The sequence below is a fragment of the Vibrio sp. SBT000027 genome, assembly GCF_963894355.1.
Classification (GTDB): Bacteria; Pseudomonadota; Gammaproteobacteria; order Enterobacterales; family Vibrionaceae; genus Vibrio; species Vibrio splendidus.
The window spans coordinates 3034741-3061039 of record NZ_CAWQGD010000004.1 but is presented as its reverse complement, the minus strand read 5'-3'; the positions used below and the strand labels follow the sequence as shown (position 1 = coordinate 3061039).

The following is a 26299-nucleotide window of genomic DNA, read 5'->3' as shown; positions in this document are numbered from 1 at the left end:
AAGGCGACCAAAAGGTCGCCTTTTTGTTTTTAGCTGATTACAATTCAGCTAATTGATTAATCGTGAACGCCCCTTTTTGGCTCTCACATGCTAGCAGGCACAACTATGACTACAGATACGATTGTTGCTCAAGCGACCGCGCCCGGCCGTGGTGGCGTCGGTATTATCCGCGTTTCCGGCCCATTGGCGACTCAGGTTGCCCTAGAAGTAACAGGAAAAACACTCAAGCCTCGCTACGCTGAGTACCTACCGTTTAAATCTGACGATGGCATCGAACTCGACCAAGGCATCGCGCTTTACTTCCCTAACCCGCACTCGTTTACCGGCGAAGACGTATTAGAGTTGCAAGGCCACGGCGGCCCAGTGGTTATGGACATGTTAATCAAACGCATCCTAGCCATTTCAGGCGTGCGTGCAGCGCGTCCAGGTGAGTTTTCAGAACGTGCCTTCTTGAACGATAAGATGGATTTAACTCAAGCCGAAGCGATTGCTGACCTCATTGATGCCAGCTCAGAAGAAGCGGCTAAATCGGCGCTTCAATCGCTACAAGGCGAATTCTCTAAACGCATTAATACGCTTGTAGATTCTCTGATTTACTTAAGAATATACGTTGAAGCAGCGATCGATTTCCCAGAAGAAGAAATTGATTTTCTTGCTGACGGTAAAGTCAGTACTGACTTACAGGCTATCATCGATAACCTCGAAGCTGTACGCCAAGAAGCGAATCAAGGTGCCATCATGCGTGAAGGCATGAAGGTCGTGATTGCAGGTCGCCCAAATGCCGGTAAATCGAGCCTATTGAATGCGCTGTCTGGCAAAGAATCTGCGATTGTGACCGATATTGCCGGCACCACACGTGATGTATTGCGTGAACATATCCATATTGACGGTATGCCACTGCACATTATCGATACCGCAGGCCTGCGTGATGCCTCTGATGAAGTAGAAAAAATCGGTATTGAACGCGCTTGGGAAGAAATTGCTCAGGCAGACCGAGTTTTATTTATGGTTGATGGCACGACAACAGACGCAACAGACCCGAAAGATATCTGGCCAGATTTCGTTGATCGTTTACCAGACAACATCGGAATGACGGTAATTCGTAATAAAGCGGATCAAACCAGTGAAGAGTTAGGCATTTGTCATGTTAACGATCCAACCCTGATTCGCTTATCAGCCAAAACAGGCCAAGGTGTCGACGCTCTGCGTAGCCACCTCAAGGATTGCATGGGCTTTGCTGGTGGTCATGAAGGTGGCTTTATGGCGCGCCGCCGCCACTTGGATGCACTAGAACGCGCATCGGAACACCTTGATATTGGGCAACAGCAGCTTGAAGGCTACATGGCCGGAGAGATATTAGCGGAAGAGCTTCGTATCACCCAACAGCACCTCAATGAGATCACAGGCGAGTTCAGTTCCGATGATCTTTTAGGTCGAATCTTCTCTTCATTCTGTATCGGTAAATAACCATAAAGGCTGGCTTACGCTGGCCTTTTCTTTTGTAAGGACAGCTTAATGATCCACATTATTACAGGCAGCACCTTAGGTGGCGCTGAATACGTTGGCGATCACCTTAACGATCTTCTAGAGGCTCAAGGGCACGAGATAGAACTTCATAATCAGCCTGAATACAATAATATTCCTCAGCAAGGTACTTGGTTAGTGGTGACATCAACACATGGTGCGGGTGATTTTCCCGATAATATACAACCGTTGATCAACGCATTGACCCAAGAGTCTCCAGATTTAAGTGCTCTTCGTTATGCTGTTATCGCACTTGGTGATTCAAGTTACGATACCTTCTGTTCTGCGGGAAAATCAGTCCACAGCCAACTGAAAAAACTCGGTGCACAGCCTATTTCAGACTGCTTTACCATCGATGTATTGGAAACTCCGGTACCTGAGGATGCAGCTGAAGAGTGGTTTAACGATCATAGTGACCAGTTCTAGTCCCTCAATTTCCCCAAAAAGCGGCTTATGCCGCTTTTTTTGTCTCTGAATATCGTGATTGTGAATAACTTTTTTGAAAAAAATTCGAAAATTAAAGCAAAAACCTCAATTTTCTCTGTGGATAAGATCATACATATACGGTGATTAACCTATAGTTATCCAAATAACAACTTTCTAGCCAATTCTCCCCTGTGAATAAGTAGCCATTTTGATCCCAGCTAATCCTCATCATGATCAAAGTTAGATCACATACTTTGATCCAAAAAAGATCCATGATCTTGTTGATCATTTTTGACTTATCCACAGACACCCTCGATCCTAATAATAGATATAATAAAAGATCTCTATAAAGATCTTATCTATATTAATTAAAAACAGCTTTATCGAAAAATCCCAAAAACGTTTTCTCAAGCTATGAAAACAGGTAGAATATCGCTCCTTTTTATCAATCTAGAAAACGTTTGAATACCCGAGGTCGGTTCATGCTTTATCACGAAAAATTTGACGTCATCGTTGTTGGTGGTGGCCATGCAGGAACGGAAGCCGCACTCGCATCTGCACGTACTGGTCAAAGTACGTTACTACTCACTCATAATATCGATACGTTGGGACAAATGTCTTGCAACCCTGCTATTGGCGGGATCGGTAAGGGCCACTTGGTAAAAGAGGTCGATGCAATGGGTGGATTAATGGCGCAAGCTATTGATCATGCAGGTATTCAGTTCAGAACGTTAAACGCATCAAAAGGTCCTGCGGTACGTGCAACTCGTGCACAAGCTGACCGCGCGCTTTACAAAGCCTTTGTTCGAAATGTTCTTGAAAACACGCCAAACCTAACTCTGTTTCAACAATCGGTTGATGACTTGATCGTTGAACAGGATCAAGTGGTGGGTGTTGTTACACAGATGGGCCTTAAGTTCCGCGCTAACGCTGTGGTACTGACGGTCGGTACATTTCTAGGTGGAAAGATCCATATTGGTATGGAAAGTTCTTCAGGTGGTCGTGCTGGTGATCCACCATCGATCGCACTGGCTGACCGTCTTCGTGATCTTCCATTCCGAGTTGATCGCCTGAAAACGGGTACACCTCCTCGTATCGATGCACGTAGCGTTGATTTTTCTGAGTTAGAGGTTCAGCACGGTGATAACCCAACACCTGTATTCTCGTTCATGGGTAACCGAGCTCAACAGCCTCGCCAAATTCCATGCTACATCACGCACACTAACGAAAATACGCATGACGTTATTCGTGCCAATCTCGATCGCAGCCCAATGTACGCGGGCGTGATTGAAGGTATTGGCCCGCGTTACTGTCCATCGATTGAAGACAAAGTGATGCGTTTTGCTGACAAGAACAGTCACCAGATTTTCATTGAACCTGAAGGTCTAACGACACATGAGCTATACCCTAATGGTATCTCGACAAGTCTGCCATTTGATGTTCAGGTAAAAATCGTTCACTCAATGAAAGGTTTTGAAAATGCTCATATCGTCCGCCCAGGCTATGCGATCGAGTATGATTTCTTTGATCCTCGTGACCTTAAGCTGACTTACGAAACTAAGTTTATTAAGGGTCTATTCTTTGCCGGTCAAATCAACGGTACCACTGGCTACGAAGAAGCGGCAGCACAAGGCTTGATGGCCGGTCTGAATGCAAGTTTGTTCACACAAGGCAAAGAAGGCTGGAGCCCGCGTCGTGACCAAGCTTACATGGGCGTTCTTATTGATGATCTATCGACGATGGGTACCAAAGAACCTTACCGTATGTTCACGTCTCGTGCGGAATACCGTTTGTTACTTCGTGAAGACAACGCTGATATCCGCTTGACTGAGAAGTCGCGTGAACTTGGCTTGGTGGATGATGCTCGTTGGGCTCGATTCAACGAGAAAGTCGAAAACATGGAGAAGGAACGTCAACGTCTAAAAGAAACGTGGATTAATCCAAAATCTGAAGATGTTGATCAACTGAACCAAATTCTTAAAACACCTATGTCTCGTGAAGCAAGCGGTGAAGATCTTCTTCGTCGCCCTGAAATGACTTATTCACAGCTAACGGCATTGGATCGTTTTGGCCCGGCATTAGAAGATCAACAAGCATCTGAGCAAGTTGAGATCCAAGTGAAGTACGATGGTTATATCCAGCGTCAACAAGACGAAATTGAAAAATCACTGCGTCATGAAAATACCAAACTGCCTGCTGATATCGATTACAGCAAGGTGAAAGGACTTTCTAACGAAGTGGTTCTTAAACTAACGACTGCTAAGCCTGACTCAATTGGTATTGCTTCTCGAATTTCAGGTATTACGCCTGCAGCAATCTCAATTCTGTTGGTTTATTTGAAAAAACACGGCCTGCTGAAAAAAGGTGAGGAAGCATAATGAGCGCATTACGCGAAAAACTGGATCACCTGATTGGCCAGACTGAACTTGAAGTATCTGAAAAGCAACGTGGCCAATTGGTTGGCTACGTTGAGTTACTGAACAAATGGAACAAGGCTTACAACCTAACGTCAGTTCGTGACCCGCAAGAAATGATGGTGAAACATATCTTAGATAGCATCATTGTTAGCACTCACTTACAAGGCAAGCGCTTTATTGATGTAGGAACAGGCCCTGGTCTTCCTGGGATTCCGCTCTCAATCATGAACCCTGACTGCGAGTTTTACTTGCTCGATAGCCTAGGTAAGCGTATTCGTTTTATTAAACAAGTGATTCATGAATTAGGCATCGACAACGTGGTACCAGTTCAAAGTCGTGTTGAAGAATTTCAACCCGAAGAAAAGTTTGATGCCGTGCTCAGTCGCGCATTTGCGTCAATGACAGACATGGTAGAGTGGTGTCACCATTTACCTAAAGAGCAATCCGGTGTATTTTTGGCTCTTAAGGGACAACATCCTAGAGACGAAATCGACCTGTTACCTGAATGGTGTTCAGTGACAGACATTAAAGCTTTGCAAGTGCCAGAGCTTGATGGAGAGCGTCATCTAGTTACTTTATCGCGTCAGGGATAATCAGCGAGGCCATAGTGGGTAAAATCGTAGCAATTGCCAACCAGAAGGGCGGCGTAGGAAAAACAACAACTTGCATTAATTTGGCAGCATCAATGGCGGCAACAAAACGCAAGATATTGGTTGTTGACCTCGATCCTCAAGGTAATGCCACTATGGCGAGCGGTGTCGACAAGTATCAAGTTGAAGCAACTGCTTACGATTTGCTGGTTGAAGACACCCCATTTGATGAGGTAGTTTGCCGAAGTACATCTGGCAACTATGACCTCATCGCCGCAAACGGTGATGTGACTGCGGCAGAAATCAAGTTAATGGAAGTATTTGCTCGTGAAGTTCGTTTAAAAAACGCACTCGAATCCATTCGCGACAACTATGATTTCATCTTTATTGATTGCCCACCTTCATTAAACCTTCTTACAATCAACGCGATGGCTGCGGCCGATTCCGTATTGGTTCCTATGCAATGTGAATATTTTGCTTTGGAAGGTTTGACTGCGTTGATGGATACCATCAGTAAGCTGGCTGCGGTAGTAAACGAGAACCTGAAGATCGAAGGTCTTCTTCGTACAATGTATGATCCTCGTAACCGCTTATCGAATGAAGTCTCTGATCAACTCAAAAAACACTTCGGTAGCAAAGTTTACCGAACTGTGATCCCTCGAAATGTACGTTTGGCAGAAGCGCCGAGTCATGGCAAGCCAGCAATGTACTACGACAAATATTCCGCAGGTGCTAAGGCATATCTTGCTCTTGCAGGCGAAATGTTGCGTCGTGAAGAAGTCCCAGTATAGGTCTAACCAAAGGAATTCGCTCAATGTCTAAGCGTGGTTTAGGAAAAGGGTTAGATGCATTGCTTGCAACTAGCTCATTGGCTCGTGAAAAACAACAAGTTGCTTCTCATAGTCAGGCTTTGTCTGCAGAAGGCGAGTTCACAGAGATTGCTATTGGTAGCTTGAAGCCAGGTGTATATCAACCGCGTAAGGATATGGCGCCAGAAGCGCTAGAAGAGCTGGCCGCATCTATTCAATCTCAAGGTATTATTCAACCTATTGTCGTGCGTCCTTTAGCGTATGGTCAATATGAGATTATCGCTGGTGAGCGCCGTTGGAGAGCTGCGCGTCAAGCTGGCTTAAAACAGGTGCCGTGCTTGGTCAAGAAGGTTGAAGACAAAGCTGCGATTGCGATGGCATTGATTGAAAACATTCAGCGTGAAGACTTGAATGTTATCGAAGAAGCACAAGCGCTAGAGCGCTTACAGAACGAATTCGAGCTGACACATCAACAAGTCGCTGAAGTGATCGGTAAATCGAGAGCAACGGTTAGTAACTTATTACGTCTAAATCAGCTAGAAAATGAAGTAAAAGGTTTAGTTTCCAATAAACAACTGGAAATGGGTCATGCTCGAGCATTGCTTGCGCTTGAAGGCGATACCCAGATTGAAGCAGCAAACACTGCGGCAACCAAAAAAATGACCGTGCGTCAAACTGAGCAGCTTGTCAAAAAGTGCTTAAAACCAGACGTTGAACCAGGATCGAAGCCTGAAGACACAGAAGCTATCGAACTTTCACGAAGACTCACGGAAAAATTGCAAGCAAACGTTTCAGTTACTCGTTCTGTTAGCGGTAAGTCAAAAGTGACAATTACTCTTGATGAGCCTCACAAATTAGAGCAACTTATTGCTAAACTAGAGTACTAAATGAGATAATTGATTTAGGTCAATTATGTAATAAACAAGTAATTTCGTACAAAAGTTGTCGGTTTGTATGCAAAAATGTAAATGATTGCTGCATTGTGATTGCAATCAATTTGGCTGAACGTATAATTTTCGCCAATTTCTCAGCACGCTTTGAAGCGAGTGGTAAAGTGGGCTTAAAGAGGAACGAATACATGGTAGCGGCGTTAGCAAGACCAGGACGAGTGCTTGCAAAGCAAATGTTATTGATCGAGCTTAGCGCGGTTATATTAGTGGCGATAGGGTTAGGTTTAGCTGTTAATCCTGATTGGGGTTTTGCTGCATTAATCGGTGGCGGTATTTTTGTCATCGCGAATGTAGTTTTTTGTGTGTGTGCTTTCCTATTTTGTGGAGCTCGCGCAACTAAGTTAGTTGCGGCGTCGTTCTATGCTGGTGAAGTGCTCAAAATCTTAATCACAGTTTTACTATTCTCTATTGTCTACATGTATATGCAGGTGGAATTAATTCCCCTCAAACTGACCTATTTACTGGTTCTAGGTATTAATATCTTTGCGCCAGTGCTTTTCATTAACAATAAAAAATAGGATGAGTTATGGCTGCGCCAACAGCATCCGGATACATTGAACACCATTTACAAAACCTTTCTTTAGCTAAGTTTGGTCTTGTAGAGGAGACAAGTTTCTGGAACGTACATATAGACAGTCTGTTTTTTTCTGTGCTGACAGGGGTGTTATTCCTTTGGGTTTTTCGCTCAGTCGCTAAGAAAGCAACAGTAGGTGTACCTGGTAAGCTTCAGTGTTTTGTTGAAATGGTAGTGGAATTCGTTGGCGACAACGTTAAAGAAACTTTCCATGGCCGCAATCCTCTGGTAGCTCCATTAGCACTGACTATATTCTGCTGGATTATCATTATGAACTTGATGGACTTAGTGCCTATCGATTTCTTACCATATCCTGCAGAGCATTGGCTAGGTATCCCTTACTTGAAAGTGGTTCCTACAGCTGATGTAAATATAACAATGGCAATGGCTTTAGGTGTTTTTGCTCTGATGATCTACTACAGCATCAAAGTGAAAGGCTTGGGCGGATTTGCTAAAGAATTGGCACTGCATCCATTTAATCACCCAATCATGATTCCATTTAACTTGGTGCTTGAGGTAATTTCGTTATTAGCGAAGCCACTATCTCTAGGTATGCGTTTATTTGGTAATATGTTTGCGGGTGAGGTGGTGTTTATTCTTATCGCGGCAATGCTACCGTGGTACTTACAATGGGTAGGTGCACTACCTTGGGCTATCTTCCATATCTTGGTTATTTTGATTCAAGCGTTTGTTTTCATGATGTTGACAATCGTTTACCTATCAATGGCCCATGAAGATAGTGATCACTAAAAAAATTTTTAAGCTTTATTCTAACTATTAATGTTAATCGGAGAACGTAAATGGAAACTGTACTAAGTTTTTCAGCAATCGCTGTTGCTATCATTGTTGGTCTTTGTGCCGTAGGTACTGCAATTGGTTTTGCTATTCTTGGTGGTAAATTCCTAGAAGGCGCTGCGCGTCAACCTGAAATGGCTCCAATGCTACAAGTTAAGATGTTCATCATCGCTGGTCTACTGGATGCTGTTCCAATGATCGGTATCGTAATCGCACTACTATTCACGTTTGCTAACCCATTTGTAAGTCAGCTAGCAGGCTAATTAACTCTCAATAGTTAATTAAATTTTTGTAGTTGATTCTTAACGAGGAGTAGCTGTTGTGAATATGAACGCAACTCTGTTAGGTCAAGCAATTGCTTTTTCGCTGTTTGTTTGGTTCTGCATGAAATATGTATGGCCACCAATTATGCAAGCAATTGAAGAACGTCAGAAAAAAATTGCTGACGGTCTTGTAGCCGCTGAACGCGCTGCTAAAGACTTGAACCTGGCACAAGCCAACGCTTCTGAGCAAATGAAGGAAGCGAAGCGCACTGCAACTGAGGTTATTGATCAGGCAAACAAACGTAAAGCTCAGATTATTGATCAAGCGCGCGAAGAGGCTCAGGCAGAACGCCAGAAGATCTTAACGCAAGCTGAAGCTGAAATTGAAGCTGAACGCACACGTGCCCGTGATGACCTGCGCAAACAAGTCGCAACTCTGGCTATAGCTGGTGCTGAGAAAATCCTTGAGCGTACTATCGATAAAGATGTACACAATGATCTTCTTAACAACATTACTGCAAAACTTTAAAGCAAGGGGCTGTATATGTCTGATTTGACTACAATCGCACGCCCCTATGCTAAAGCAGCGTTTGACTTTGCGGTAGATAAAGGTGAGCTAGACCAATGGGGTCAAATGCTTACTTTTGCTGCCGAAGTGGCACAAAATGATGATGTTCATAATTTATTAAGCAGTTCTATGACTGCTGAAAAGTTAGCTGAAGTATTCATTGTAATTTGTGGCGAACAATTTGATGAATTCGGTCAGAACTTAATTAAAGTGATGGCAGAGAATGGTCGTTTAATGGCCTTTCCTGATGTTTGCAAACAGTTCTTATTGCTTAAAAAAGAGCATGAGAAAGAAATCGACGTTGAAGTAACTTCAGCCGTTGAGCTTTCTGAAGAACAACGTTCAAGCATCATCAGCAAATTGGAACTGCGCCTAGCGCGCAAAGTTCAGCTGAATTGCAGTATAGATGAGACTCTACTTAGTGGAGTTATTATTCGAGCCGGAGACCTAGTCATCGATAACTCAGCGCGCAGTCGTTTAGACCGCCTGAGCGATGCATTGCAGTCTTAATGGGGATTGGAGCATGCAACTTAATTCCACTGAAATTAGCGATCTAATTAAACAACGTATTGAATCTTTCGACGTTGTTAGTGAAGCTCGCAATGAAGGTACTATCGTTTCTGTAAGCGATGGCATCCTTAGCATCCACGGCCTAGCGGACGTGATGCAAGGTGAAATGATCGAACTACCGGGTGGCCGTTACGCGCTAGCACTAAACTTGAACCGTGATTCGGTTGGTGCAGTTGTAATGGGCCCGTATGCTGACCTACAGGAAGGCATGAAAGTTACAGGTACTGGTCGTATTCTTGAAGTACCAGTAGGTCCTGAAATGCTTGGTCGTGTTGTAAACACGCTAGGTGAGCCAATTGATGGTAAAGGTCCTATCGAAGCGAAACTAACTTCGCCTGTAGAAATTATCGCACCAGGCGTAATCGACCGTAAATCGGTAGATCAACCTGTTCAAACTGGTTACAAGTCAGTTGACTCAATGATCCCTATCGGTCGTGGTCAACGTGAACTAGTAATCGGTGACCGTCAGACTGGTAAAACAGCAATGGCGATCGATGCGATTATCAACCAGAAAGACTCTGGTATTTTCTCTATCTACGTAGCTATCGGCCAAAAAGCGTCGACTATTGCTAACGTAGTTCGCAAACTAGAAGAGCACGGCGCACTGGCTAACACTGTTGTTGTTGTTGCATCGGCTTCTGAATCTGCAGCGCTGCAATACCTTGCACCGTATGCTGGTTGTGCGATGGGTGAATACTTCCGTGATCGCGGCGAAGATGCACTGATTGTTTATGATGATCTATCTAAGCAAGCGGTGGCTTACCGTCAAATTTCACTACTACTTAAGCGTCCACCTGGCCGTGAAGCGTTCCCTGGTGATGTTTTCTACCTTCACTCTCGTCTACTAGAGCGTGCTGCTCGTGTAAGCGAAGCATACGTAGAAAAGTTCACTAACGGTGAAGTGACAGGCAAGACTGGTTCTTTAACTGCTCTACCTATCATCGAAACGCAAGCTGGTGACGTATCTGCATTCGTACCAACGAACGTAATCTCGATTACTGATGGTCAGATCTTCCTACAAACTGAACTATTCAACGCGGGCGTACGTCCAGCTGTTGACCCTGGTATCTCAGTTTCTCGTGTAGGTGGTTCGGCGCAGACTAAAATCATCAAGAAGCTATCTGGCGGTATCCGTACTGCTCTAGCTCAATACCGTGAACTTGCAGCATTTGCACAGTTCTCATCGGATCTTGATGAAGCGACCAAAAAGCAACTAGACCACGGTCAAAAAGTTACAGAACTGATGAAGCAGAAACAATATGCTCCTATGTCTGTATTTGACCAAGCTCTAGTAATCTTCGCTGCAGAGCGTGGATATCTTCAAGACGTAGAGCTGTCTAAAGTTCTAGATTTTGAAGCTGCTTTACTGTCGTTTGCTCGCGGTCAATACGCTGATCTAGCAACACAGATCGACGCAACGGGTGCTTTCAACAAAGAAATCGAAGCTGAGCTGAAGAAGCTTGTTGACGATTTCAAGGCAACCCAGACCTGGTAATTGGTAGGTGGTCTTAGGGCCACCTCATACCATTAACGGAGAGTAACGATGGCCGGCGCAAAAGAGATACGTAATAAAATCGGTAGTGTTAAAAGCACACAGAAGATTACGAAAGCAATGGAAATGGTAGCAGCTTCGAAAATGCGTCGTTCTCAAGACGCAATGGAAGCTACTCGTCCATATGCAGAAACAATGCGTAAAGTGATCGGTCATTTGGCTAATGGTAGCCTCGAGTATAAGCATCCTTATCTTGAGGAACGTGAAGCCAAACGTGTTGGTTACATCATCGTTTCTACAGACCGTGGTCTTTGTGGTGGTTTGAACATTAACTTGTTCAAAAAAGCTATGAACGACATGAAAGATTGGTCTGAGAAAGGTGCTGATGTAGAGCTTGCAATTGTAGGTTCTAAAGCAACAGCATTTTTCAATAACAGCGGCGCGAAAGTAGCAGCTCAAGTTTCTGGTCTGGGTGATCGCCCAAGCCTTGAAGACTTGATTGGCTCTGTAAGCGTTATGCTGAAGAAATATGATGAAGGTGAATTGGATCGCCTGTTCGTAGTGTTTAACAGATTTGAAAACACTATGGTTCAAGAACCAACGATCGATCAATTACTTCCTTTGCCTAAATCAGACAGCGAAGAAATGAAACGCAGTCATTCTTGGGACTACATTTATGAGCCCGAGCCAAAACCACTACTAGATGCACTATTAGTTCGCTATGTCGAATCTCAAGTGTATCAAGGTGTGGTCGAGAATCTTGCTTGTGAGCAAGCAGCTCGAATGATTGCAATGAAATCAGCAACAGATAACGCTGGTGACATTATTGATGACTTAGAACTTGTGTATAACAAAGCCCGTCAATCGGCGATTACACAAGAACTTTCTGAGATCGTTTCAGGCGCAGCTGCGGTTTAAGCTTAGGTAAAACTAAATAGTTAGAGGATTAACGATGGCTACAGGTAAGATCGTACAGATCATTGGTGCGGTAGTCGACGTAGAGTTCCCACAGGGCGAAGTACCTCGTGTATACGATGCTCTGAATGTTAATGAAGTGAAAGAGCGTCTAGTTCTTGAAGTTCAGCAACAACTTGGCGGTGGCGTAGTACGCGCAATCGTAATGGGTAGCTCTGATGGTTTACGTCGTGGTTTGACAGTTGAAAATACTGGCGCTCCAATCTCGGTACCAGTAGGTACTAAGACACTTGGTCGTATCATGAACGTCCTAGGTGACGCAATTGATGAGTGTGGTGAAATCGGTGCTGAAGAGCATTACGCAATTCACCGTGAAGCTCCAAGCTACGAAGAGCAGTCTAATGAGACTTCTCTTCTAGAAACTGGTGTTAAAGTAATCGACTTGATTTGTCCATTCGCTAAGGGTGGTAAAATCGGTCTATTCGGTGGTGCTGGTGTAGGTAAGACCGTTAACATGATGGAACTTATCAACAACATCGCACTTCAACACTCAGGCCTATCTGTATTTGCAGGTGTAGGTGAGCGTACTCGTGAAGGTAACGATTTCTACTTTGAGATGCAGGAAGCAGGTGTTGTAAACATCGAAAACCCTGAAGAATCAAAAGTAGCGATGGTTTACGGTCAGATGAACGAGCCACCAGGTAACCGTCTACGTGTTGCACTGACTGGTCTAACAATGGCTGAGCGCTTCCGTGACGAAGGTCGTGACGTTCTACTGTTTGTTGATAACATCTACCGTTACACACTAGCAGGTACTGAAGTATCAGCACTTCTAGGTCGTATGCCTTCTGCGGTAGGTTACCAACCTACACTAGCTGAAGAAATGGGTGTTCTGCAAGAGCGTATCACGTCAACTAAAGCTGGTTCTATCACGTCTGTACAGGCGGTATATGTACCTGCGGATGACTTGACTGACCCGTCTCCAGCAACAACGTTCGCTCACTTAGATGCAACGGTAGTACTTAACCGTAATATCGCATCTATGGGTCTATACCCAGCGATCGACCCGCTAGATTCTACTTCACGTCAACTGGATCCATTGGTAGTTGGACAAGAGCACTACGACATCGCTCGTGGCGTTCAGTCTACTCTTCAGCGCTATAAAGAGCTGAAAGATATCATTGCTATCCTAGGTATGGACGAGCTATCTGAAGAAGATAAGCAAGTTGTATCTCGTGCTCGTAAGATTGAGAAGTTCCTAACTCAGCCTTACCACGTAGCGGAAGTATTTACAGGTGACCCAGGCGTTTACGTTCCTCTTAAAGAGACTCTACGTGGCTTCCAAGGTCTTCTATCTGGTGAATACGATGACATTCCAGAGCAAGCGTTCATGTACTGTGGTGCAATTGACGAAGCTATTGAGAATGCTAAGAAGCTATAAGGCTAACTAGGAGGCGATATGGCAGCAATAACCTTTCACCTAGACGTTGTAAGTGCAGAGAAACAAATTTTCTCAGGCCTTGTTGAGACGTTTCAGGTGACCGGTAGTGAGGGTGAGCTTGGTATTTTCCATGGTCACACTCCACTGCTGACCGCTATCAAGCCTGGTATGGTGCGTATTGTTAAGCAGCACGGCCACGAAGAAATTATTTATGTTTCTGGTGGTATGGTAGAAGTTCAACCTGGTACAGCGACTGTACTGGCTGATACGGCTATCCGTGGTGAAGAACTAGACGCAGCAAAGGCGGAAGAAGCTAAACGCAAGGCTGTGGAGAATATCCAAAATCAGCATGGCGATATAGACTTCGCACAAGCGGCCGGTGAACTGGCTAAAGCCATTGCTCAGTTACGAGTTATCGAACTGACAAAACAGCGTCGTTAATCTTTTATAAGATTACTGACTCTGAGATAAAGGCGACCTAAGGGTCGCCTTTTTGCATTTTTGGATTCTCAAAAATGCTTTTTTTACGTATAACTACTGGTTAAATGGTTATTGCGATTTAATTTTTTTGCCAAAAACGGTTACAATATCGGCTTAATAAAAATAATGTTGGATAGGTTTACAATGAAGTTTAGCGCGGTAATTCTCGCAGCGGGTAAAGGCACTCGCATGTATTCAAACACACCAAAGGTTCTGCACACGCTTGCGGGTAAGCCGATGGTTAAACATGTTATTGATACTTGTAACGGCTTAGGCGCTCAAAACATCAACTTGGTTTACGGTCACGGTGGTGATCAGATGAAGGCTACTTTAGCTGAAGAATCGGTAAACTGGGCACTGCAAGCTGAGCAGTTGGGTACTGGCCACGCTGTGGATCAGGCATCTGCACATTTCGCTGATGATGAAAAAGTACTGGTGCTATACGGTGATGTTCCATTGATTTCACCTCAAACCATTGAAAACCTATTAGACGCTCAACCAAACGGTGGCATCGCGCTACTTACGGTCGTGTTAGACAACCCAATGGGCTACGGTCGTATTATTCGTCGTAATGGCCCTGTTGTGGCTATCGTTGAGCAGAAAGATGCAACGGATGAGCAGAAGCTTATCAAAGAGATCAACACTGGCGTTATGGTTGCGACTGGTGGCGATCTGAAGCGTTGGTTGTCTGGCTTAAGCAACGATAACGCACAAGGTGAATACTACCTGACTGACGTTATTGCAGCGGCTCACGATGAAGGTCGTGCTGTAGAAGCTGTACACCCAGTAAGCCCTATTGAAGTTGAAGGCGTGAACGACCGCTCTCAACTGGCTCGTTTAGAACGCGCTTATCAAGCTGAGCAAGCCGACAAACTATTGAAGCAAGGCGTTATGCTACGTGACCCAAGCCGCTTTGATCTACGCGGTGAATTGCAGTGCGGTATGGATGTTGAGATTGATACTAACGTTATCATCGAAGGCAGCGTAAGCATTGGCGACAACGTGGTTATCGGTACCGGTTGTGTATTGAAAGACTGTGAGATCGATGACAACACCATCGTGCGTCCATACAGTGTAATTGAAGGTGCAACGGTCGGTGAAGACTGTACGGTTGGTCCTTTCACTCGTCTACGTCCTGGTGCTGACATGCGTAATAACTCGCACGTTGGTAACTTCGTTGAAGTGAAGAACACTCGCCTTGGTGAGGGCTCTAAAGCGAATCACCTAACGTACTTAGGCGATGCTGAAATTGGTCAGCGCGTAAACGTGGGTGCAGGTGCTATCACTTGTAACTATGATGGCGCAAACAAGTTTAAGACCATCATCGGCGATGACGTATTCGTTGGCTCAGATAGTCAATTAATTGCTCCAGTTACTATTGGTAATGGCGCTACCGTTGGTGCTGGCTCTACAGTAACTCGTGATGTTGCTGAAAATGAGTTAGTTATCAGTCGTGCTAAAGAACGTAAGATTGCTGATTGGAAACGTCCAACTAAGAAGTAAGTACTAACGTCCAAAAGATATTCTGATACAAGCCAGTAGCAATGCTACTCGCTGCTTTCTAAATAACTTTAGATATAAAAAAAGAGCGAGATTACTCGCTCTTTTTTTGTTTTCGTTAAACGAGAAACTAGTCTTGCTTATCGTCAGCAACCACTCGAGAGTTATCCGGTGTTGCGAAGTGTTCAGAAAGCTCTTTGTTCGAAATAATATAGCCAACCCACAATGCACCTAAACAAATCACTACCGCTATTCCTGTTGCGCTTAGTGCTTGGCTTGCCATTGCTGCAACCAATGCACTTGCTAGGCCACTAATACTGATTTGCAGGCTGTTTTGTAAGCCAGCCGCTGTCGCAGGGCTCTGTTTCGCGCTTGATAGAGCACGGTTTACTACGATTGGGTAAAGTGCGCCATTCGCTACGGCAATTAGACAGAAAGGTGCGAGTAGAGGCCAGATTGAAGTCAGTTCCCATTGTGATGCAATGAAAATCAGTAATGCGGCAACACTAAACAAACCAATAAGATTTCTTAGTACGACACCATCGCCATACTTCTTCACTGCCTGCTTACCGAAGTAACCACCCGCCATGAATGCAATTGTCTGTGGAATAAAGCTCAAGCCGATGTCTTTTGCTTCATAACCCAGTTGAGCCATGATCTCTGGCATACCGGTTAGGTAAGCGAAGAACGCTGCTGACGCTGAAGCAAACATCAACACATTACCCATGTAAGGCTTTGAATGAAGCAGTGCTTTGATATCGGTTTTGATCGACGTTTGTTTTACTTCTGGCGCTTCTTTTGGTTGAGCCATGGTCGTTGCGATCAACAATGCGCCCATTAGCGTCAGTGTGACAAAGATACTGTGCCAACCAAAGCTGTCTGCTAGCAACACACCCAGTTGCGGTGCTAATGCTGGAGATAACGCTACTAGAGGCATGATAGTAGCAAAAATTTGCTGGCTGCTGCTTTGAGAGTAACGCTTAATAACCATTGCTTGCCAGATTACCGCAGGCGCACACACACCGATCGCTTGAATGAAGCGCAGCGTTAGTAGGTGCCATACTTCGGTACTGAATGCTAAGCCGAATGAAGCTGCAGTAAAGATAACAAGACCAACCGCTAGTGTATTACGGTGACCATACTTGTCACTCGCCAGACCCCAAAGAAGCTGACCCATTGCCATACCACCAAGGAATACCGTTAGAGACAGAGCAATTTGCTCAGGGCCGGTTGCAAAATCGACTTCCATTGCCTTAAATGCAGGAAGGTACATATCGGTCGCAATAAAGCCAAGCATGGAAAGAACTGCAAGGTAGACCAATTGAAATTTAGAAATATTCATAATATGCCATTAAACTAAAGGTAGTGATGTTTTTATCATCAAAAAAATTGTTAGATACTTAGGAGTAGAAGCCCCTGTTTATTTATGCTGACATTCTATTTTTCATAGCTGATAGAATAAAACGCTAAAATATGTAGTTATCAATCAAAAAATTTGAAGGCTTATGTTCTCTAAATCCTCGTTAGAAATGCTTGATACCGTTGCTCGCTTGGGCAGCTTTACTGCGGCTGCAGAGCAATTGCACAAAGTACCATCGGCGATCAGCTATGGGGTTAGGCAGGTAGAGCAAGAGCTTGATGTTCTACTTTTCAGACGCTTACCAAGAAAAGTAGAGCTGACGCCTGCTGGGGAGTTGTTTATTGAAGAGGCTCGTCAACTGCTGAGACAGATGGAAGAACTCAGTGCGCAAACTCGCCGAGCTGCGCGTGGTTGGAAGAAAACCTTACGTCTAACCCTTGATAACGTGGTTAAGCTCGACAAGATGAAGCCGATGATTGAAGAGTTTTATCAAACCTTTGAGTTCGCTGAGCTGCAGATCAACATGGAAGTGTTTAATGGTTCTTGGGAAGCTATTGCACAGGGCAGGGCCGATGTCGTCATTGGCGCCACTTCAGCGATTCCGGTTGGCGGTGATTTTGAAGTAAAGGATATGGGGCGGTTAGATTGGGCATTCGTCATGTCACCCAGTCATCCTTGTGTGCGAGAACAAAACCTCAATGAAGCCTTTGTCAGTCAATATCCAGCGATCTGTTTGGATGATACTTCTAGCGTATTGCCTAAGCGCCATACTGGGCACTATGCGAGTCAGAGACGTCTTCTATTACCGAATTGGTACAGTGCGATAGAGTGCCTCAAGAATGGTGTTGGGGTGGGTTACATGCCAAGGCATATTGCCGCGCCTATTATCGAACAAGGCTTGCTGGTGGAAAAAATATTACCAGAGCCTAGCCCACAGAGTCACTGTTGTTTGGTTTGGAGAAAAGATGACAACCATAAATTGATCGAATGGATGGTCAAATATCTAGGATCAAGTGAACAGCTGCACCAAGATTGGTTGGATCATCGTAAAGCACTTTAATGATCTATTTAAAATAGGATCGTGTGAGGTTTTACCTGAAAGCGTTCAAATAAAAAGAGCGAGTAAATACTCGCTCTTTTGGTTCGATAGCTTAACTCTTAAGACAAGAAAAACTTGTAGGAAGGGTTATCGGTTTCATCTTTACATTGGTAGCCAAGTTCTTCTAAGTGTGTAGAGAACTGAGCTAAATCATCATCACCGAGTTCGAAGCCACACAGCACTCGACCGTAATCGGCACCATGGTTACGATAGTTGAACAGGCTGATATTCCAGTGAGTCCCTAAGGTATCAAGGAATTTAATCAATGCACCTGGGTATTCAGGAAACTCAAAGCTGTAAAGACGTTCTTTCAATGGCTTCGATGGTTTACCGCCAATCATGTAACGAATGTGCAGCTTTGCCATCTCGTCATCAGACAAGTCGACAACCGCGTAGTCACCCTCACGTAAGTCATTGATGATGTGTTCGAGTTCTTCTTGTCCACCTTGTAGACGTACACCAACGAAGATATTCGCCAGGCTTTCGTCGTTGTGGCGGTAGTTAAACTCAGTTACCGCTCGACCACCAATAATGTTACAGAACTCTAGGAACGCGCCTTGTCGCTCTGGAATAGTCACCGCAAGTAGACCTTCTCGTTTCTCACCCAATTCACAACGCTCAGAGACATAACGCAGACCGTGGAAGTTGGTGTTCGCACCAGAAAGTACCGTTGCTAGTTGCTTATTTTGCAGTTGGTTTTGTTCTGCAAACTTCTTAAGGCCAGCCAGAGCAAGCGCTCCTGAAGGCTCAGCAATCGCACGGGTGTCTTCAAAGATGTCCTTTACCGCAGAGCAGATTTCATCGCTAGAGACGGTAATATGACCATCAATGTACTGTTGGCAAAGACGGAAGGTTTCTTCACCAATGCGTTTAACCGCAACACCATCAGCAAACATGCTGACCTGATCCAGTACCACTGGTTCACCCGCATCCAGTGCTGCTTTCAAGCAAGCCGAGTCTTCAGGCTCTACCGCAATCACTTTAATCTCTGGCATCAGTTGTTTGATAAGCACTGCAACACCAGCGGCTAAGCCACCACCACCTACCGGCACAAAGATATAATCCATGTGGCCGTTTTGCTGCAGCATCTCCATACCCATAGTGCCTTGCCCAGCAATCACGAGTGGGTGATCGAAAGGAGGAACAAAGGTGAAGCCATGTTCAGCCGACAGACGTTCCGCTTCCGCTTTCGCTTCATCGAAATTACTGCCGTGCAGAACCACTTTTCCACCAAATCCGCGTACTGCATCGACCTTGATATCCGGTGTCGTTTTCGGCATCACGATTGTCGTTTGAATACCTAACTTAGAGCCAGATAACGCCATACCTTGTGCGTGATTCCCTGCGGATGCTGCGATAACACCGGCTGCTTTCTGTTGTTCAGAAAGGCTTGAAACCATGTTGTAAGCACCGCGCAGCTTAAACGAGTGTACCGGCTGACGGTCTTCTCGTTTTAGCTGAACCTGATTACCGATACGAGCGCTTAAGCGTGGCATATCTTGCAGAGGTGTCACGATTGCCGCTTCGTAAACCGGTGCTCTCAGGATCTGGCGCAGATAATCTGCGCCACTTTGTTTTTTGGGACTGGAGGTGTCATCACTCATAGTTAGCCCTCAAGCTTAGACTTATCACGCACAGCGCCTTTGTCGGCACTGGTCGCCATGCTTGCGTAAGCTTTCAGTGCGAAAGACACTTCACGTTGACGGTTTTCTGGTTTCCAGCCTAGAGCATCTTGCTTAACACGACGCGCTTCTAGTTCTGCTTCAGGAACATCAAGCGTGATTGAGCGGCTAGGGATATCGATAGTGATGATATCGCCTGTGTTCACTAGACCAATTACGCCGCCGCTTGCTGCTTCTGGAGAAGCGTGACCGATAGAAAGACCTGATGTACCACCAGAGAAACGACCATCGGTTAGAAGAGCACAAGACTTGCCTAGACCCATCGATTTTAGGTAAGTCGTTGGGTAGAGCATTTCTTGCATACCCGGGCCGCCTTTAGGACCTTCGTAACGAATGACAACCACTTCGCCTGCTTTTACTTTACCCGCTAAGATGCCTTCTACTGCCGTATCTTGGCTTTCGAATACGATTGCAGGGCCTTGGAATTTAAGGTTTTCTTCATCAACACCCGCAGTCTTAACGATACAACCATCAACGGCGATATTACCTGAAAGTACCGCTAGGCCACCTTCTTGGCTGAACGCGTTTTCTTTGGTACGAATACAACCTTCTTTGCGGTCGTCATCTAGACGATCCCAACGGCAATCTTGTGAGAAAGCTTTGGTGGTACGGATGCCCGCAGGACCTGCACGGAAGAACTTAAGCACGGCTTCGTCTTCTGTTTGCATGATGTCGTATTGAGCGAGCTGCTCTTGCATGCTTAGGCCAAGTACGGTGCGAGTTTGATTATTCAGTAGGCCAGCACGATCAAGCTCACCTAGGATAGCCATTACGCCACCAGCACGGTGAACATCTTCCATGTGGTATTTCGGTGTTGAAGGAGCAACCTTACATAGGTGTGGAACACGGCGAGACATCTCATCGATATCATCCATATCAAAATCAATGTCACCTTCTTGAGCTGCGGCTAAAAGGTGAAGTACTGTGTTACTTGAGCCACCCATTGCGATATCAAGCGCCATCGCATTATCAAAGGCTGCGCGATTTGCGATGTTGCGAGGCAGTGCTGACTCGTCATCTTGCTCGTAGTAACGCTTAGTTAGATCAACGATGCGTTTACCGGCGTTGATGAATAGCTCTTCACGGTCTGCGTGCGTCGCCAACATTGAACCGTTACCCGGCTGAGATAGGCCAAGTGCTTCTGTTAGACAGTTCATTGAGTTTGCTGTGAACATACCTGAACATGAACCACAGGTTGGACATGCAGAACGTTCTACTTGCTCACTTTGCTCGTCTGAAATCGTTGGATCGGCGCCTTGAATCATCGCATCAACAAGGTCGAGCTTGATTATTTGATCTGAAAGCTTGGTTTTACCTGCTTCCATTGGACCGCCAGATACGAAGATCACTGGGATGTTGAGGCGCATTGCTGCCATCATCATTCCCGGAGTGATTTTGTCACAGTTTGAGATACACACCATTGCATCCGCACAGTGTGCATTGACCATGTATTCTACTGAGTCTGCGATAAGCTCACGTGATGGCAGTGAGTACAGCATGCCGCCGTGACCCATTGCGATACCATCATCGACCGCGATGGTGTTGAATTCTTTTGCGATACCACCCGCTTTCTCGATTTCACCCGCAACCAGCTGACCCATATCTTTAAGGTGAACGTGGCCTGGAACAAATTGAGTGAAAGAGTTTACAACCGCGATGATCGGCTTACCGAAGTCATCATCTTTAACGCCAGTTGCACGCCATAAAGCGCGCGCACCAGCCATGTTGCGTCCGTGGGTTGTCGTTGCTGAACGATAGATTGGCATTGTTTAAATCCTTATAAAATATTTGGCTGTTGCTTACTTATTTGTTTGTGTTTGGCTTTCTGACGCATGGTTTGCTGGATAAACGTAGTCTAACCAGCCCCATTTATCTTCAGTGGTTCCATTGAATAAACCAAAGTAAGCTGCTTGAACTTTTTCAGTGATAGGACCGCGTTTGCCTTCACCTACTGTAATTTTGTCTACACTGCGAACCGGAACGATCTCTGCAGCTGTGCCTGTCATGAATACTTCATCGGCAAGGTATAGCGCTTCACGAGCAATGTTCTCTTCACGGATTTCGTAACCCATGTCTTTTGCTAGTGTCATGATTGAATCACGGGTGATGCCCGGTAGAATCGCGCTGGTTGCTGGTGGCGTTGATAACACACCATTACGAATCACAAAGATGTTCTCGCCAGCACCTTCTGAAAGGTAACCATCGACGCTCAGTGCGATACCTTCATCGTAACCATGACGACGAGCTTCACCACCAACCAGTAATGAAGATAGGTAGTTACCACCGGCTTTCGCAGCGGTAGGGATAGTATTTGGCGCGGCACGATTCCAGCTTGAAATCATCGCATCTACACCATTCTCTAGCGCTTCTTCACCTAGGTAAGAACCCCAAGGGAACGCAGCGATGATCAGATCCATCTCAGTATTTTCTGGCGGACACACACCCAAACCAACATTACCGACAAAGCCCAGTGGGCGTATGTACGCAGACTGTAGCTTATTTTGGCGTAGCGTTTCGCGAGTCGCTTCCATAATTTCTTCCTCAGTAAAAGGAATAGGGAAGCGGTAGATTTTCGCTGAGTCTTTTAGGCGTCTTGCATGCTCTGGGTGACGGAAGATTACCGGCCCTTTTGGCGTGTTGTAACAACGAACGCCTTCAAACACAGAAGTACCGTAGTGCATTGCGTGAGTCAGGACGTGAACGTTCGCCTCTGCCCAAGGAACCATTTCACCGTTAAACCAAATATAGTCTGCTGTTTTAGCTGTCATGTTTGCGGTTCCTTATGCGTTTATCTTTTGCTGTAAGTTGTTGTTTGGCAATTCATTACGACTGATAGAGATAACGTCAACGGAACGTACATCCCACAGCTTTTCGATTTGATTCACCAAAAAAGAGATCGGACGGTCACTGTCGACAATGATCTCTACACTCGCCACTTTGCTTTCGTGGTTTTGAGTGCCCGCAACTTGCTTAACAATGAAGCCACGGTGACGGATAACACGAAGAACACGCTCTAGTAGTACTGGCTTATCATCGGCTTTGATGTCTAATAGGTATCTTTTCATGTTATGTGTTCTCCAACATCTCACTGTTTGAAGCACCTGGCGGTACTAGTGGCCATACGTTTTCTTCTTCATCGATAAGGACGTGAAGTAGGTAAGCAGTTTTGCTTTCTAGCATCTCTTTCAATGCTGGCTCTACTTCTTCTTTACGCGTGATGGTTTTGCCCGGGATATCAAATGCTTTCGCGAGCATGACGAAGTCAGGATTGTCATCCAAGATGGTTTCACTGTGTCGGCCATCAAAGAACAGAGATTGCCATTGGCGAACCATGCCCAAGCGAGAGTTATTCAGAAGCACCATCTTCACTGGGATCTGACGACGCTTTAGCGTGCCAAGCTCTTGTATGTTCATCATGAATGAACCATCACCAGAGATAAGAATCGATTGGTCATCAGGACGGCCAACCGATGCACCCATAGCGGCTGGTAAACCAAAGCCCATAGTGCCTAAACCGGCTGAGGTGATGAAGTTTTGTGGATCGCGAGGCTGAATGTGCTGAGCGGCCCACATCTGATGTTGGCCAACATCCGTCGAAATGATAGAGCTTGCTGGCATCATGTCTGATAGCTGCTTTAGCAGTAGTGGAGCAAAGATCAGATCACCTGGGTGGTCATAGCGCCACTTGAATGAGCTACGAAGGCCTTCTGAGTGGTGAACCCAAGATGAGATGTCTTGGCTCAGTTCTAGTTGAGGCAGGATCTTGTTGATGTCACCGCGAATTGGCGCATCAGCAAGGCGCAGTTTACTGAACTCTGCCGCATCGATATCGATATGGATAACTTTTGCGTGAGGAGCAAAAGTATCAAGCTTGCCTGTTACTCGGTCATCAAAACGAGCACCGACAACAATCAATAGGTCACTTTCTTGAACCACTAGGTTAGCGGCTTTAGTGCCGTGCATACCAAGCATGCCAAGGTAGTGCGGGTCGTCACGTTCGATAGTGCCTAAGCCTTTCAGTGTGCTTACGGCCGGCATTGGGTTAAGGCGTAAAAACTCGCGAACTGCATCGGTTGCTTTCGCCAGTTGAACGCCACCACCTACGTATAAAACAGGACGAGTCGCTTGAGACAAGAAGTACTGAGCTTGTTCAATAGCATCCGTTGTCACAACAGGAATGGCTGGTGGTGTAAATTCAGGAAGAATTTTTACAGGGGATTCGGCTAGTTGAACATCTTTAGCGATATCGACAATAACCGGACCAGGACGCCCTGCTTTTGCAACGATAAATGCTTCAGCCAATGTTGGCGCAAGATCTTCAATATCGGTAACGAGGTAGCTGTGTTTAGTACATGACAGAGACATACCAATCACATCCATTTCTTGGAATGCATCGGTACCAATGTGGGAGCTAGCAACTTGACCTGTGATAGCGACGAGTGGGATGGAGTCCATAAAGGCATCAGCAAGACCTGTTACTAGGTTAGTCGCGCCTGGGCCCGAGGTTGCCATACAAACAGCCACGTCTTGTGTTGCACGCGCCATACCAATGGCAGCCATTGCAGCACCTTGTTCATGGCGACAAAGGATGTGTTCAACACCGCCATCATAAAGTGCATCATAGATTGGCATGATGGCACCACCTGGGTAACCAAATACGGTCTCAATGCCTTGTTGCTTGAGTGCGGATACGACTAGTTCTGCGCCTTTCATCGTAATCCCTCCGTATTACCTTTATTTTGGTCATTGTTTCCGTTGTCTTTGCACATCTTGTGCTCCCATTCTTCCTGTAAATCGGCAAGGCCGAAAATAATAAAAATTATAAAAATCGAATCGCTAAATTAGAAAAAACCCCCGGACTTTTCAGTGCGGGGGTTTTTTCTAATTCGTGGTTACTTTCTTCCCACTCGCCCCCGCGCAGTCTTAATAATGACTACGATAATCAGGTTAATCAGTGCGTAAATGCGAGCGTTAAAAATCATAATATTCGAGTTTTCTCGTTTATTGTCTTCAGTAAAAGTCTACATCTCTAGTGTTATCACACAAATCTGCAGTATGACAAGGAAAATGTCATTCTTTTTTCACATTAAAACACCATTCCACCAAGCTATATAACAACCTTATCGCTTTGGTGAGCAACGAATACCCAGAGTGAATACTTTTAAATCAAAGACAAAGGAAAGTTATGGGACTCGCGATAATTCACAGCCGGGCTAGTGTGGGAGTAGAGGCACCAGAAGTGACCGTTGAAGTGCATATAAGCAACGGTATGCCTGGGTTTACATTGGTGGGGCTACCTGAAACGACGGTCAAGGAATCTAAAGATCGAGTCAGGAGTGCCATCATCAATTCTCGCTTTGAATTTCCATCAAAAAGGATCACGGTTAACCTCGCGCCTGCTGATTTACCCAAGGAGGGAGGCCGTTTTGATCTGCCAATCGCGCTTGGAATCTTGGTGGCGTCAGATCAGCTTCCGACATCAAAAATAGCTCAACATGAATTTATCGGTGAGTTGGCATTGTCAGGAGAGTTGCGCTCGGTAAAGGGCGTTCTGCCTGCGACGTTAGCCGCCGATAGTGTCGAGCGATGCTTAGTGGTTCCACACCACAATGGTGATCAGGCAGCCTTAGTCGGCAAAGGGGCTCATAAATCAGCGCAAACCTTGCTAGAGGTTTGTGCGGATATGTGTGGCCAGGCTCAGCTTGGTTTATATCGAACCGAGCATCATCATGTCGATGTGTCTGATAATCGTGACTTACAAGATATTATTGGCCAGCAGCAAGGTAAGCGAGCATTGGAGATCGCTGCAGCGGGCAACCATAACCTGCTTTTTCTCGGCCCGCCCGGAACTGGAAAAACCATGTTGGCTTCTCGATTGCGCGATTTGTTACCTGAGATGAGTGACGACGAGGCGATGGAAACTGCTTCGGTGGCTTCTTTAACGCAACAAGAGATTAATCAATACAACTGGAAACAACGACCTTTCCGTTCCCCACACCATTCGAGTTCGATGGCAGCATTGGTCGGTGGTGGCTCGATACCTCGCCCCGGTGAGATATCTTTGGCGCATAATGGCTTATTGTTTCTTGACGAGATGCCAGAGTTTGAGCGTAAGGTGCTTGATTCATTGCGAGAGCCGCTAGAGTCGGGTGAAATCATTATCTCCCGTGTCGCGGGTAAGACTCGCTTTCCTGCTCGCTTTCAATTAGTCGGTGCACTTAACCCAAGCCCAACAGGTTATTACGAGGGCAATCAAGCTCGAGCGAACCCGCAAATTATCCTGCGTTACCTCAACCGCTTATCTGGGCCATTGTTAGATAGATTCGATATGTCATTGGAGATCCCTCTATTGCCTAAAGGGATGTTAGCCGAAGGCGGTGATCGTGGAGAAACCACTCAAGTCGTGAAGCAACGAGTTAAACAAGCGCGTCAGTTGATGTTATCTCGAAACCATAAGTCGAATGCACTGTTAGGTAGCCGAGAAATTGAAAAGTATTGCCCATTGCGACGCGAAGATGCGGAGTTTCTCGAGACCGCACTGCATCGATTAGGTCTGTCGATTCGTGCTTATCATCGAATCATTAAGGTGGCACGAACCATTGCCGACTTAGAGGGTAACGAGCAGATTGAAAAGAAGCACTTATCAGAGGCACTTGGCTACCGAGCGATGGATCGACTGTTGAAACAACTCACGGCTCAAGCGGTGTAGTCATGCCAATCGTAGTAAACAACGGGTCATTTATTTACTACGATTGGTATAAAAACAAGAAAGCCTGCTTGTTACGCAGGCTTTCGTTGTTATGAACCAATTGTTATGAACTAATGGTTATGAGCGAGTAGTGAT

The 26299-nt window shown here is 45.5% G+C and carries 24 protein-coding genes; 18 read left to right on the top strand and 6 right to left on the bottom strand.

Translation table 11 applies throughout. The features are described 5' to 3' along the window. The first annotated feature begins 105 nt into the window (after positions 1 to 105). From mnmE to glmU, 16 genes are all read left to right on the top strand, one after another. Positions 106 to 1467: a tRNA uridine-5-carboxymethylaminomethyl(34) synthesis GTPase MnmE gene (mnmE, locus tag AACU28_RS23455; RefSeq protein ID WP_004735804.1), complete on the top strand. Its 1362-nt coding sequence runs from the start codon at positions 106 to 108 to the stop codon at positions 1465 to 1467. Between the two features lie 48 nt (positions 1468 to 1515). After that, positions 1516 to 1950 carry an FMN-binding protein MioC gene (gene mioC / locus AACU28_RS23450; RefSeq protein ID WP_017077298.1) on the top strand — a complete coding sequence of 145 codons (435 nt, stop codon included), beginning with the start codon at positions 1516 to 1518 and terminating at the stop codon, positions 1948 to 1950. A gap of 482 nt (positions 1951 to 2432) precedes the next feature. Beyond that, entirely contained in the window at positions 2433 to 4328 is a 1896-nt protein-coding gene (mnmG, locus tag AACU28_RS23445) for a tRNA uridine-5-carboxymethylaminomethyl(34) synthesis enzyme MnmG (protein ID WP_017077300.1), read from the top strand. Beyond that, complete coding sequence (gene rsmG / locus AACU28_RS23440) at positions 4328 to 4960, top strand: 16S rRNA (guanine(527)-N(7))-methyltransferase RsmG (RefSeq protein WP_017058801.1); 633 nt, start codon at positions 4328 to 4330, stop codon at positions 4958 to 4960. Before mnmG ends, rsmG begins: the two co-directional genes overlap by 1 nt. Positions 4961 to 4974: 14 nt before the next feature. Continuing rightward, positions 4975 to 5748, top strand: coding sequence for a ParA family protein (locus AACU28_RS23435; protein WP_017077301.1), 774 nt, complete (start codon positions 4975 to 4977; stop codon positions 5746 to 5748). Positions 5749 to 5771: 23 nt separating this feature from the next. After that, positions 5772 to 6653 (top strand): ParB/RepB/Spo0J family partition protein, encoded by an 882-nt coding sequence (locus tag AACU28_RS23430; RefSeq protein ID WP_121603651.1) that lies wholly within the window; start codon positions 5772 to 5774, stop codon positions 6651 to 6653. Positions 6654 to 6844: 191 nt separating this feature from the next. Then, entirely contained in the window at positions 6845 to 7234 is a 390-nt protein-coding gene (locus AACU28_RS23425; RefSeq protein WP_004735732.1) for a F0F1 ATP synthase subunit I, read from the top strand. An 8-nt stretch (positions 7235 to 7242) separates the two neighbouring features. Further along, positions 7243 to 8040, top strand: coding sequence for a F0F1 ATP synthase subunit A (gene atpB / locus AACU28_RS23420; protein ID WP_004735733.1), 798 nt, complete (start codon positions 7243 to 7245; stop codon positions 8038 to 8040). A gap of 50 nt (positions 8041 to 8090) precedes the next feature. Beyond that, the gene (atpE, locus tag AACU28_RS23415; RefSeq protein ID WP_004735734.1) at positions 8091 to 8348 is read left to right on the top strand and encodes a F0F1 ATP synthase subunit C; all 258 of its coding nucleotides are present in this window, start codon (positions 8091 to 8093) and stop codon (positions 8346 to 8348) included. A 58-nt stretch (positions 8349 to 8406) separates the two neighbouring features. After that, a complete protein-coding gene (gene atpF, locus AACU28_RS23410; protein ID WP_121603650.1) occupies positions 8407 to 8877 on the top strand; it encodes a F0F1 ATP synthase subunit B in 471 nt (156 codons plus the stop codon). A gap of 15 nt (positions 8878 to 8892) precedes the next feature. Continuing rightward, complete coding sequence (gene atpH, locus AACU28_RS23405; protein WP_017081733.1) at positions 8893 to 9426, top strand: F0F1 ATP synthase subunit delta; 534 nt, start codon at positions 8893 to 8895, stop codon at positions 9424 to 9426. A gap of 13 nt (positions 9427 to 9439) precedes the next feature. Beyond that, positions 9440 to 10981, top strand: a complete 1542-nt coding sequence (gene atpA / locus AACU28_RS23400; RefSeq protein WP_004735737.1) for a F0F1 ATP synthase subunit alpha — start codon at positions 9440 to 9442, stop codon at positions 10979 to 10981. Between the two features lie 48 nt (positions 10982 to 11029). Then, positions 11030 to 11896, top strand: coding sequence for a F0F1 ATP synthase subunit gamma (gene atpG, locus AACU28_RS23395; protein ID WP_004735739.1), 867 nt, complete (start codon positions 11030 to 11032; stop codon positions 11894 to 11896). Positions 11897 to 11930: 34 nt separating this feature from the next. Continuing rightward, positions 11931 to 13334: a F0F1 ATP synthase subunit beta gene (gene atpD / locus AACU28_RS23390; protein WP_004735741.1), complete on the top strand. Its 1404-nt coding sequence runs from the start codon at positions 11931 to 11933 to the stop codon at positions 13332 to 13334. 18 nt (positions 13335 to 13352) lie between these two features. Next, positions 13353 to 13775, top strand: a complete 423-nt coding sequence (locus AACU28_RS23385) for a F0F1 ATP synthase subunit epsilon (protein WP_004735742.1) — start codon at positions 13353 to 13355, stop codon at positions 13773 to 13775. 183 nt (positions 13776 to 13958) lie between these two features. Next, positions 13959 to 15317 (top strand): bifunctional UDP-N-acetylglucosamine diphosphorylase/glucosamine-1-phosphate N-acetyltransferase GlmU, encoded by a 1359-nt coding sequence (gene glmU / locus AACU28_RS23380; protein ID WP_065608163.1) that lies wholly within the window; start codon positions 13959 to 13961, stop codon positions 15315 to 15317. A 127-nt stretch (positions 15318 to 15444) separates the two neighbouring features. Here the strand turns inward: glmU and punC are convergent, their stop codons facing one another. Beyond that, positions 15445 to 16656, bottom strand: coding sequence for a purine nucleoside transporter PunC (gene punC, locus AACU28_RS23375; RefSeq protein ID WP_004735745.1), 1212 nt, complete (start codon positions 16654 to 16656; stop codon positions 15445 to 15447). Between the two features lie 163 nt (positions 16657 to 16819). Between punC and punR the strand changes: the two genes are divergently transcribed. Beyond that, on the top strand, positions 16820 to 17734 hold the full coding sequence (gene punR, locus AACU28_RS23370) for a DNA-binding transcriptional activator PunR (RefSeq protein ID WP_004735746.1): 915 nt from the start codon (positions 16820 to 16822) through the stop codon (positions 17732 to 17734). A gap of 98 nt (positions 17735 to 17832) precedes the next feature. Here the strand turns inward: punR and ilvA are convergent, their stop codons facing one another. Genes ilvA through ilvG form a run of 5 tightly spaced genes read right to left on the bottom strand, consistent with a single transcriptional unit; the run spans position 17833 to position 24168 of the window. After that, the gene (gene ilvA / locus AACU28_RS23365) at positions 17833 to 19377 is read right to left on the bottom strand and encodes a threonine ammonia-lyase, biosynthetic (protein ID WP_017087280.1); all 1545 of its coding nucleotides are present in this window, start codon (positions 19375 to 19377) and stop codon (positions 17833 to 17835) included. Between the two features lie 2 nt (positions 19378 to 19379). Beyond that, entirely contained in the window at positions 19380 to 21221 is a 1842-nt protein-coding gene (gene ilvD / locus AACU28_RS23360; protein ID WP_102445144.1) for a dihydroxy-acid dehydratase, read from the bottom strand. 33 nt (positions 21222 to 21254) lie between these two features. Next, positions 21255 to 22223 carry a branched-chain amino acid transaminase gene (locus AACU28_RS23355; protein ID WP_102534647.1) on the bottom strand — a complete coding sequence of 323 codons (969 nt, stop codon included), beginning with the start codon at positions 22221 to 22223 and terminating at the stop codon, positions 21255 to 21257. A 12-nt stretch (positions 22224 to 22235) separates the two neighbouring features. Further along, the gene (ilvM, locus tag AACU28_RS23350) at positions 22236 to 22520 is read right to left on the bottom strand and encodes an acetolactate synthase 2 small subunit (RefSeq protein WP_017077311.1); all 285 of its coding nucleotides are present in this window, start codon (positions 22518 to 22520) and stop codon (positions 22236 to 22238) included. A 1-nt stretch (position 22521) separates the two neighbouring features. Beyond that, positions 22522 to 24168 carry an acetolactate synthase 2 catalytic subunit gene (ilvG, locus tag AACU28_RS23345; RefSeq protein ID WP_004735752.1) on the bottom strand — a complete coding sequence of 549 codons (1647 nt, stop codon included), beginning with the start codon at positions 24166 to 24168 and terminating at the stop codon, positions 22522 to 22524. Between the two features lie 472 nt (positions 24169 to 24640). On the opposite strand from ilvG, the gene AACU28_RS23340 reads away from it, so the two are divergent. Then, entirely contained in the window at positions 24641 to 26164 is a 1524-nt protein-coding gene (locus tag AACU28_RS23340) for a YifB family Mg chelatase-like AAA ATPase (protein ID WP_017087278.1), read from the top strand. Positions 26165 to 26299 lie beyond the last annotated feature (135 nt).

Coding starts and splice junctions, on each gene's coding strand:
- atpE (WP_004735734.1), top strand. CDS start 8,091: ATGGAAACTGTACTAAGTTTTTCAGCAATCGCTGTTGCTATCATTGTT.
- AACU28_RS23385 (WP_004735742.1), top strand. CDS start 13,353: ATGGCAGCAATAACCTTTCACCTAGACGTTGTAAGTGCAGAGAAACAA.
- ilvG (WP_004735752.1), bottom strand. CDS start 24,168: ATGAAAGGCGCAGAACTAGTCGTATCCGCACTCAAGCAACAAGGCATT.
- AACU28_RS23430 (WP_121603651.1), top strand. CDS start 5,772: ATGTCTAAGCGTGGTTTAGGAAAAGGGTTAGATGCATTGCTTGCAACT.
- AACU28_RS23355 (WP_102534647.1), bottom strand. CDS start 22,223: ATGACAGCTAAAACAGCAGACTATATTTGGTTTAACGGTGAAATGGTT.
- atpB (WP_004735733.1), top strand. CDS start 7,243: ATGGCTGCGCCAACAGCATCCGGATACATTGAACACCATTTACAAAAC.
- mioC (WP_017077298.1), top strand. CDS start 1,516: ATGATCCACATTATTACAGGCAGCACCTTAGGTGGCGCTGAATACGTT.
- glmU (WP_065608163.1), top strand. CDS start 13,959: ATGAAGTTTAGCGCGGTAATTCTCGCAGCGGGTAAAGGCACTCGCATG.
- atpA (WP_004735737.1), top strand. CDS start 9,440: ATGCAACTTAATTCCACTGAAATTAGCGATCTAATTAAACAACGTATT.
- atpD (WP_004735741.1), top strand. CDS start 11,931: ATGGCTACAGGTAAGATCGTACAGATCATTGGTGCGGTAGTCGACGTA.
- rsmG (WP_017058801.1), top strand. CDS start 4,328: ATGAGCGCATTACGCGAAAAACTGGATCACCTGATTGGCCAGACTGAA.
- mnmE (WP_004735804.1), top strand. CDS start 106: ATGACTACAGATACGATTGTTGCTCAAGCGACCGCGCCCGGCCGTGGT.
- mnmG (WP_017077300.1), top strand. CDS start 2,433: ATGCTTTATCACGAAAAATTTGACGTCATCGTTGTTGGTGGTGGCCAT.
- ilvD (WP_102445144.1), bottom strand. CDS start 21,221: ATGCCAATCTATCGTTCAGCAACGACAACCCACGGACGCAACATGGCT.
- punR (WP_004735746.1), top strand. CDS start 16,820: ATGTTCTCTAAATCCTCGTTAGAAATGCTTGATACCGTTGCTCGCTTG.
- ilvA (WP_017087280.1), bottom strand. CDS start 19,377: ATGAGTGATGACACCTCCAGTCCCAAAAAACAAAGTGGCGCAGATTAT.
- ilvM (WP_017077311.1), bottom strand. CDS start 22,520: ATGAAAAGATACCTATTAGACATCAAAGCCGATGATAAGCCAGTACTA.
- atpH (WP_017081733.1), top strand. CDS start 8,893: ATGTCTGATTTGACTACAATCGCACGCCCCTATGCTAAAGCAGCGTTT.
- AACU28_RS23340 (WP_017087278.1), top strand. CDS start 24,641: ATGGGACTCGCGATAATTCACAGCCGGGCTAGTGTGGGAGTAGAGGCA.
- atpG (WP_004735739.1), top strand. CDS start 11,030: ATGGCCGGCGCAAAAGAGATACGTAATAAAATCGGTAGTGTTAAAAGC.
- AACU28_RS23425 (WP_004735732.1), top strand. CDS start 6,845: ATGGTAGCGGCGTTAGCAAGACCAGGACGAGTGCTTGCAAAGCAAATG.
- punC (WP_004735745.1), bottom strand. CDS start 16,656: ATGAATATTTCTAAATTTCAATTGGTCTACCTTGCAGTTCTTTCCATG.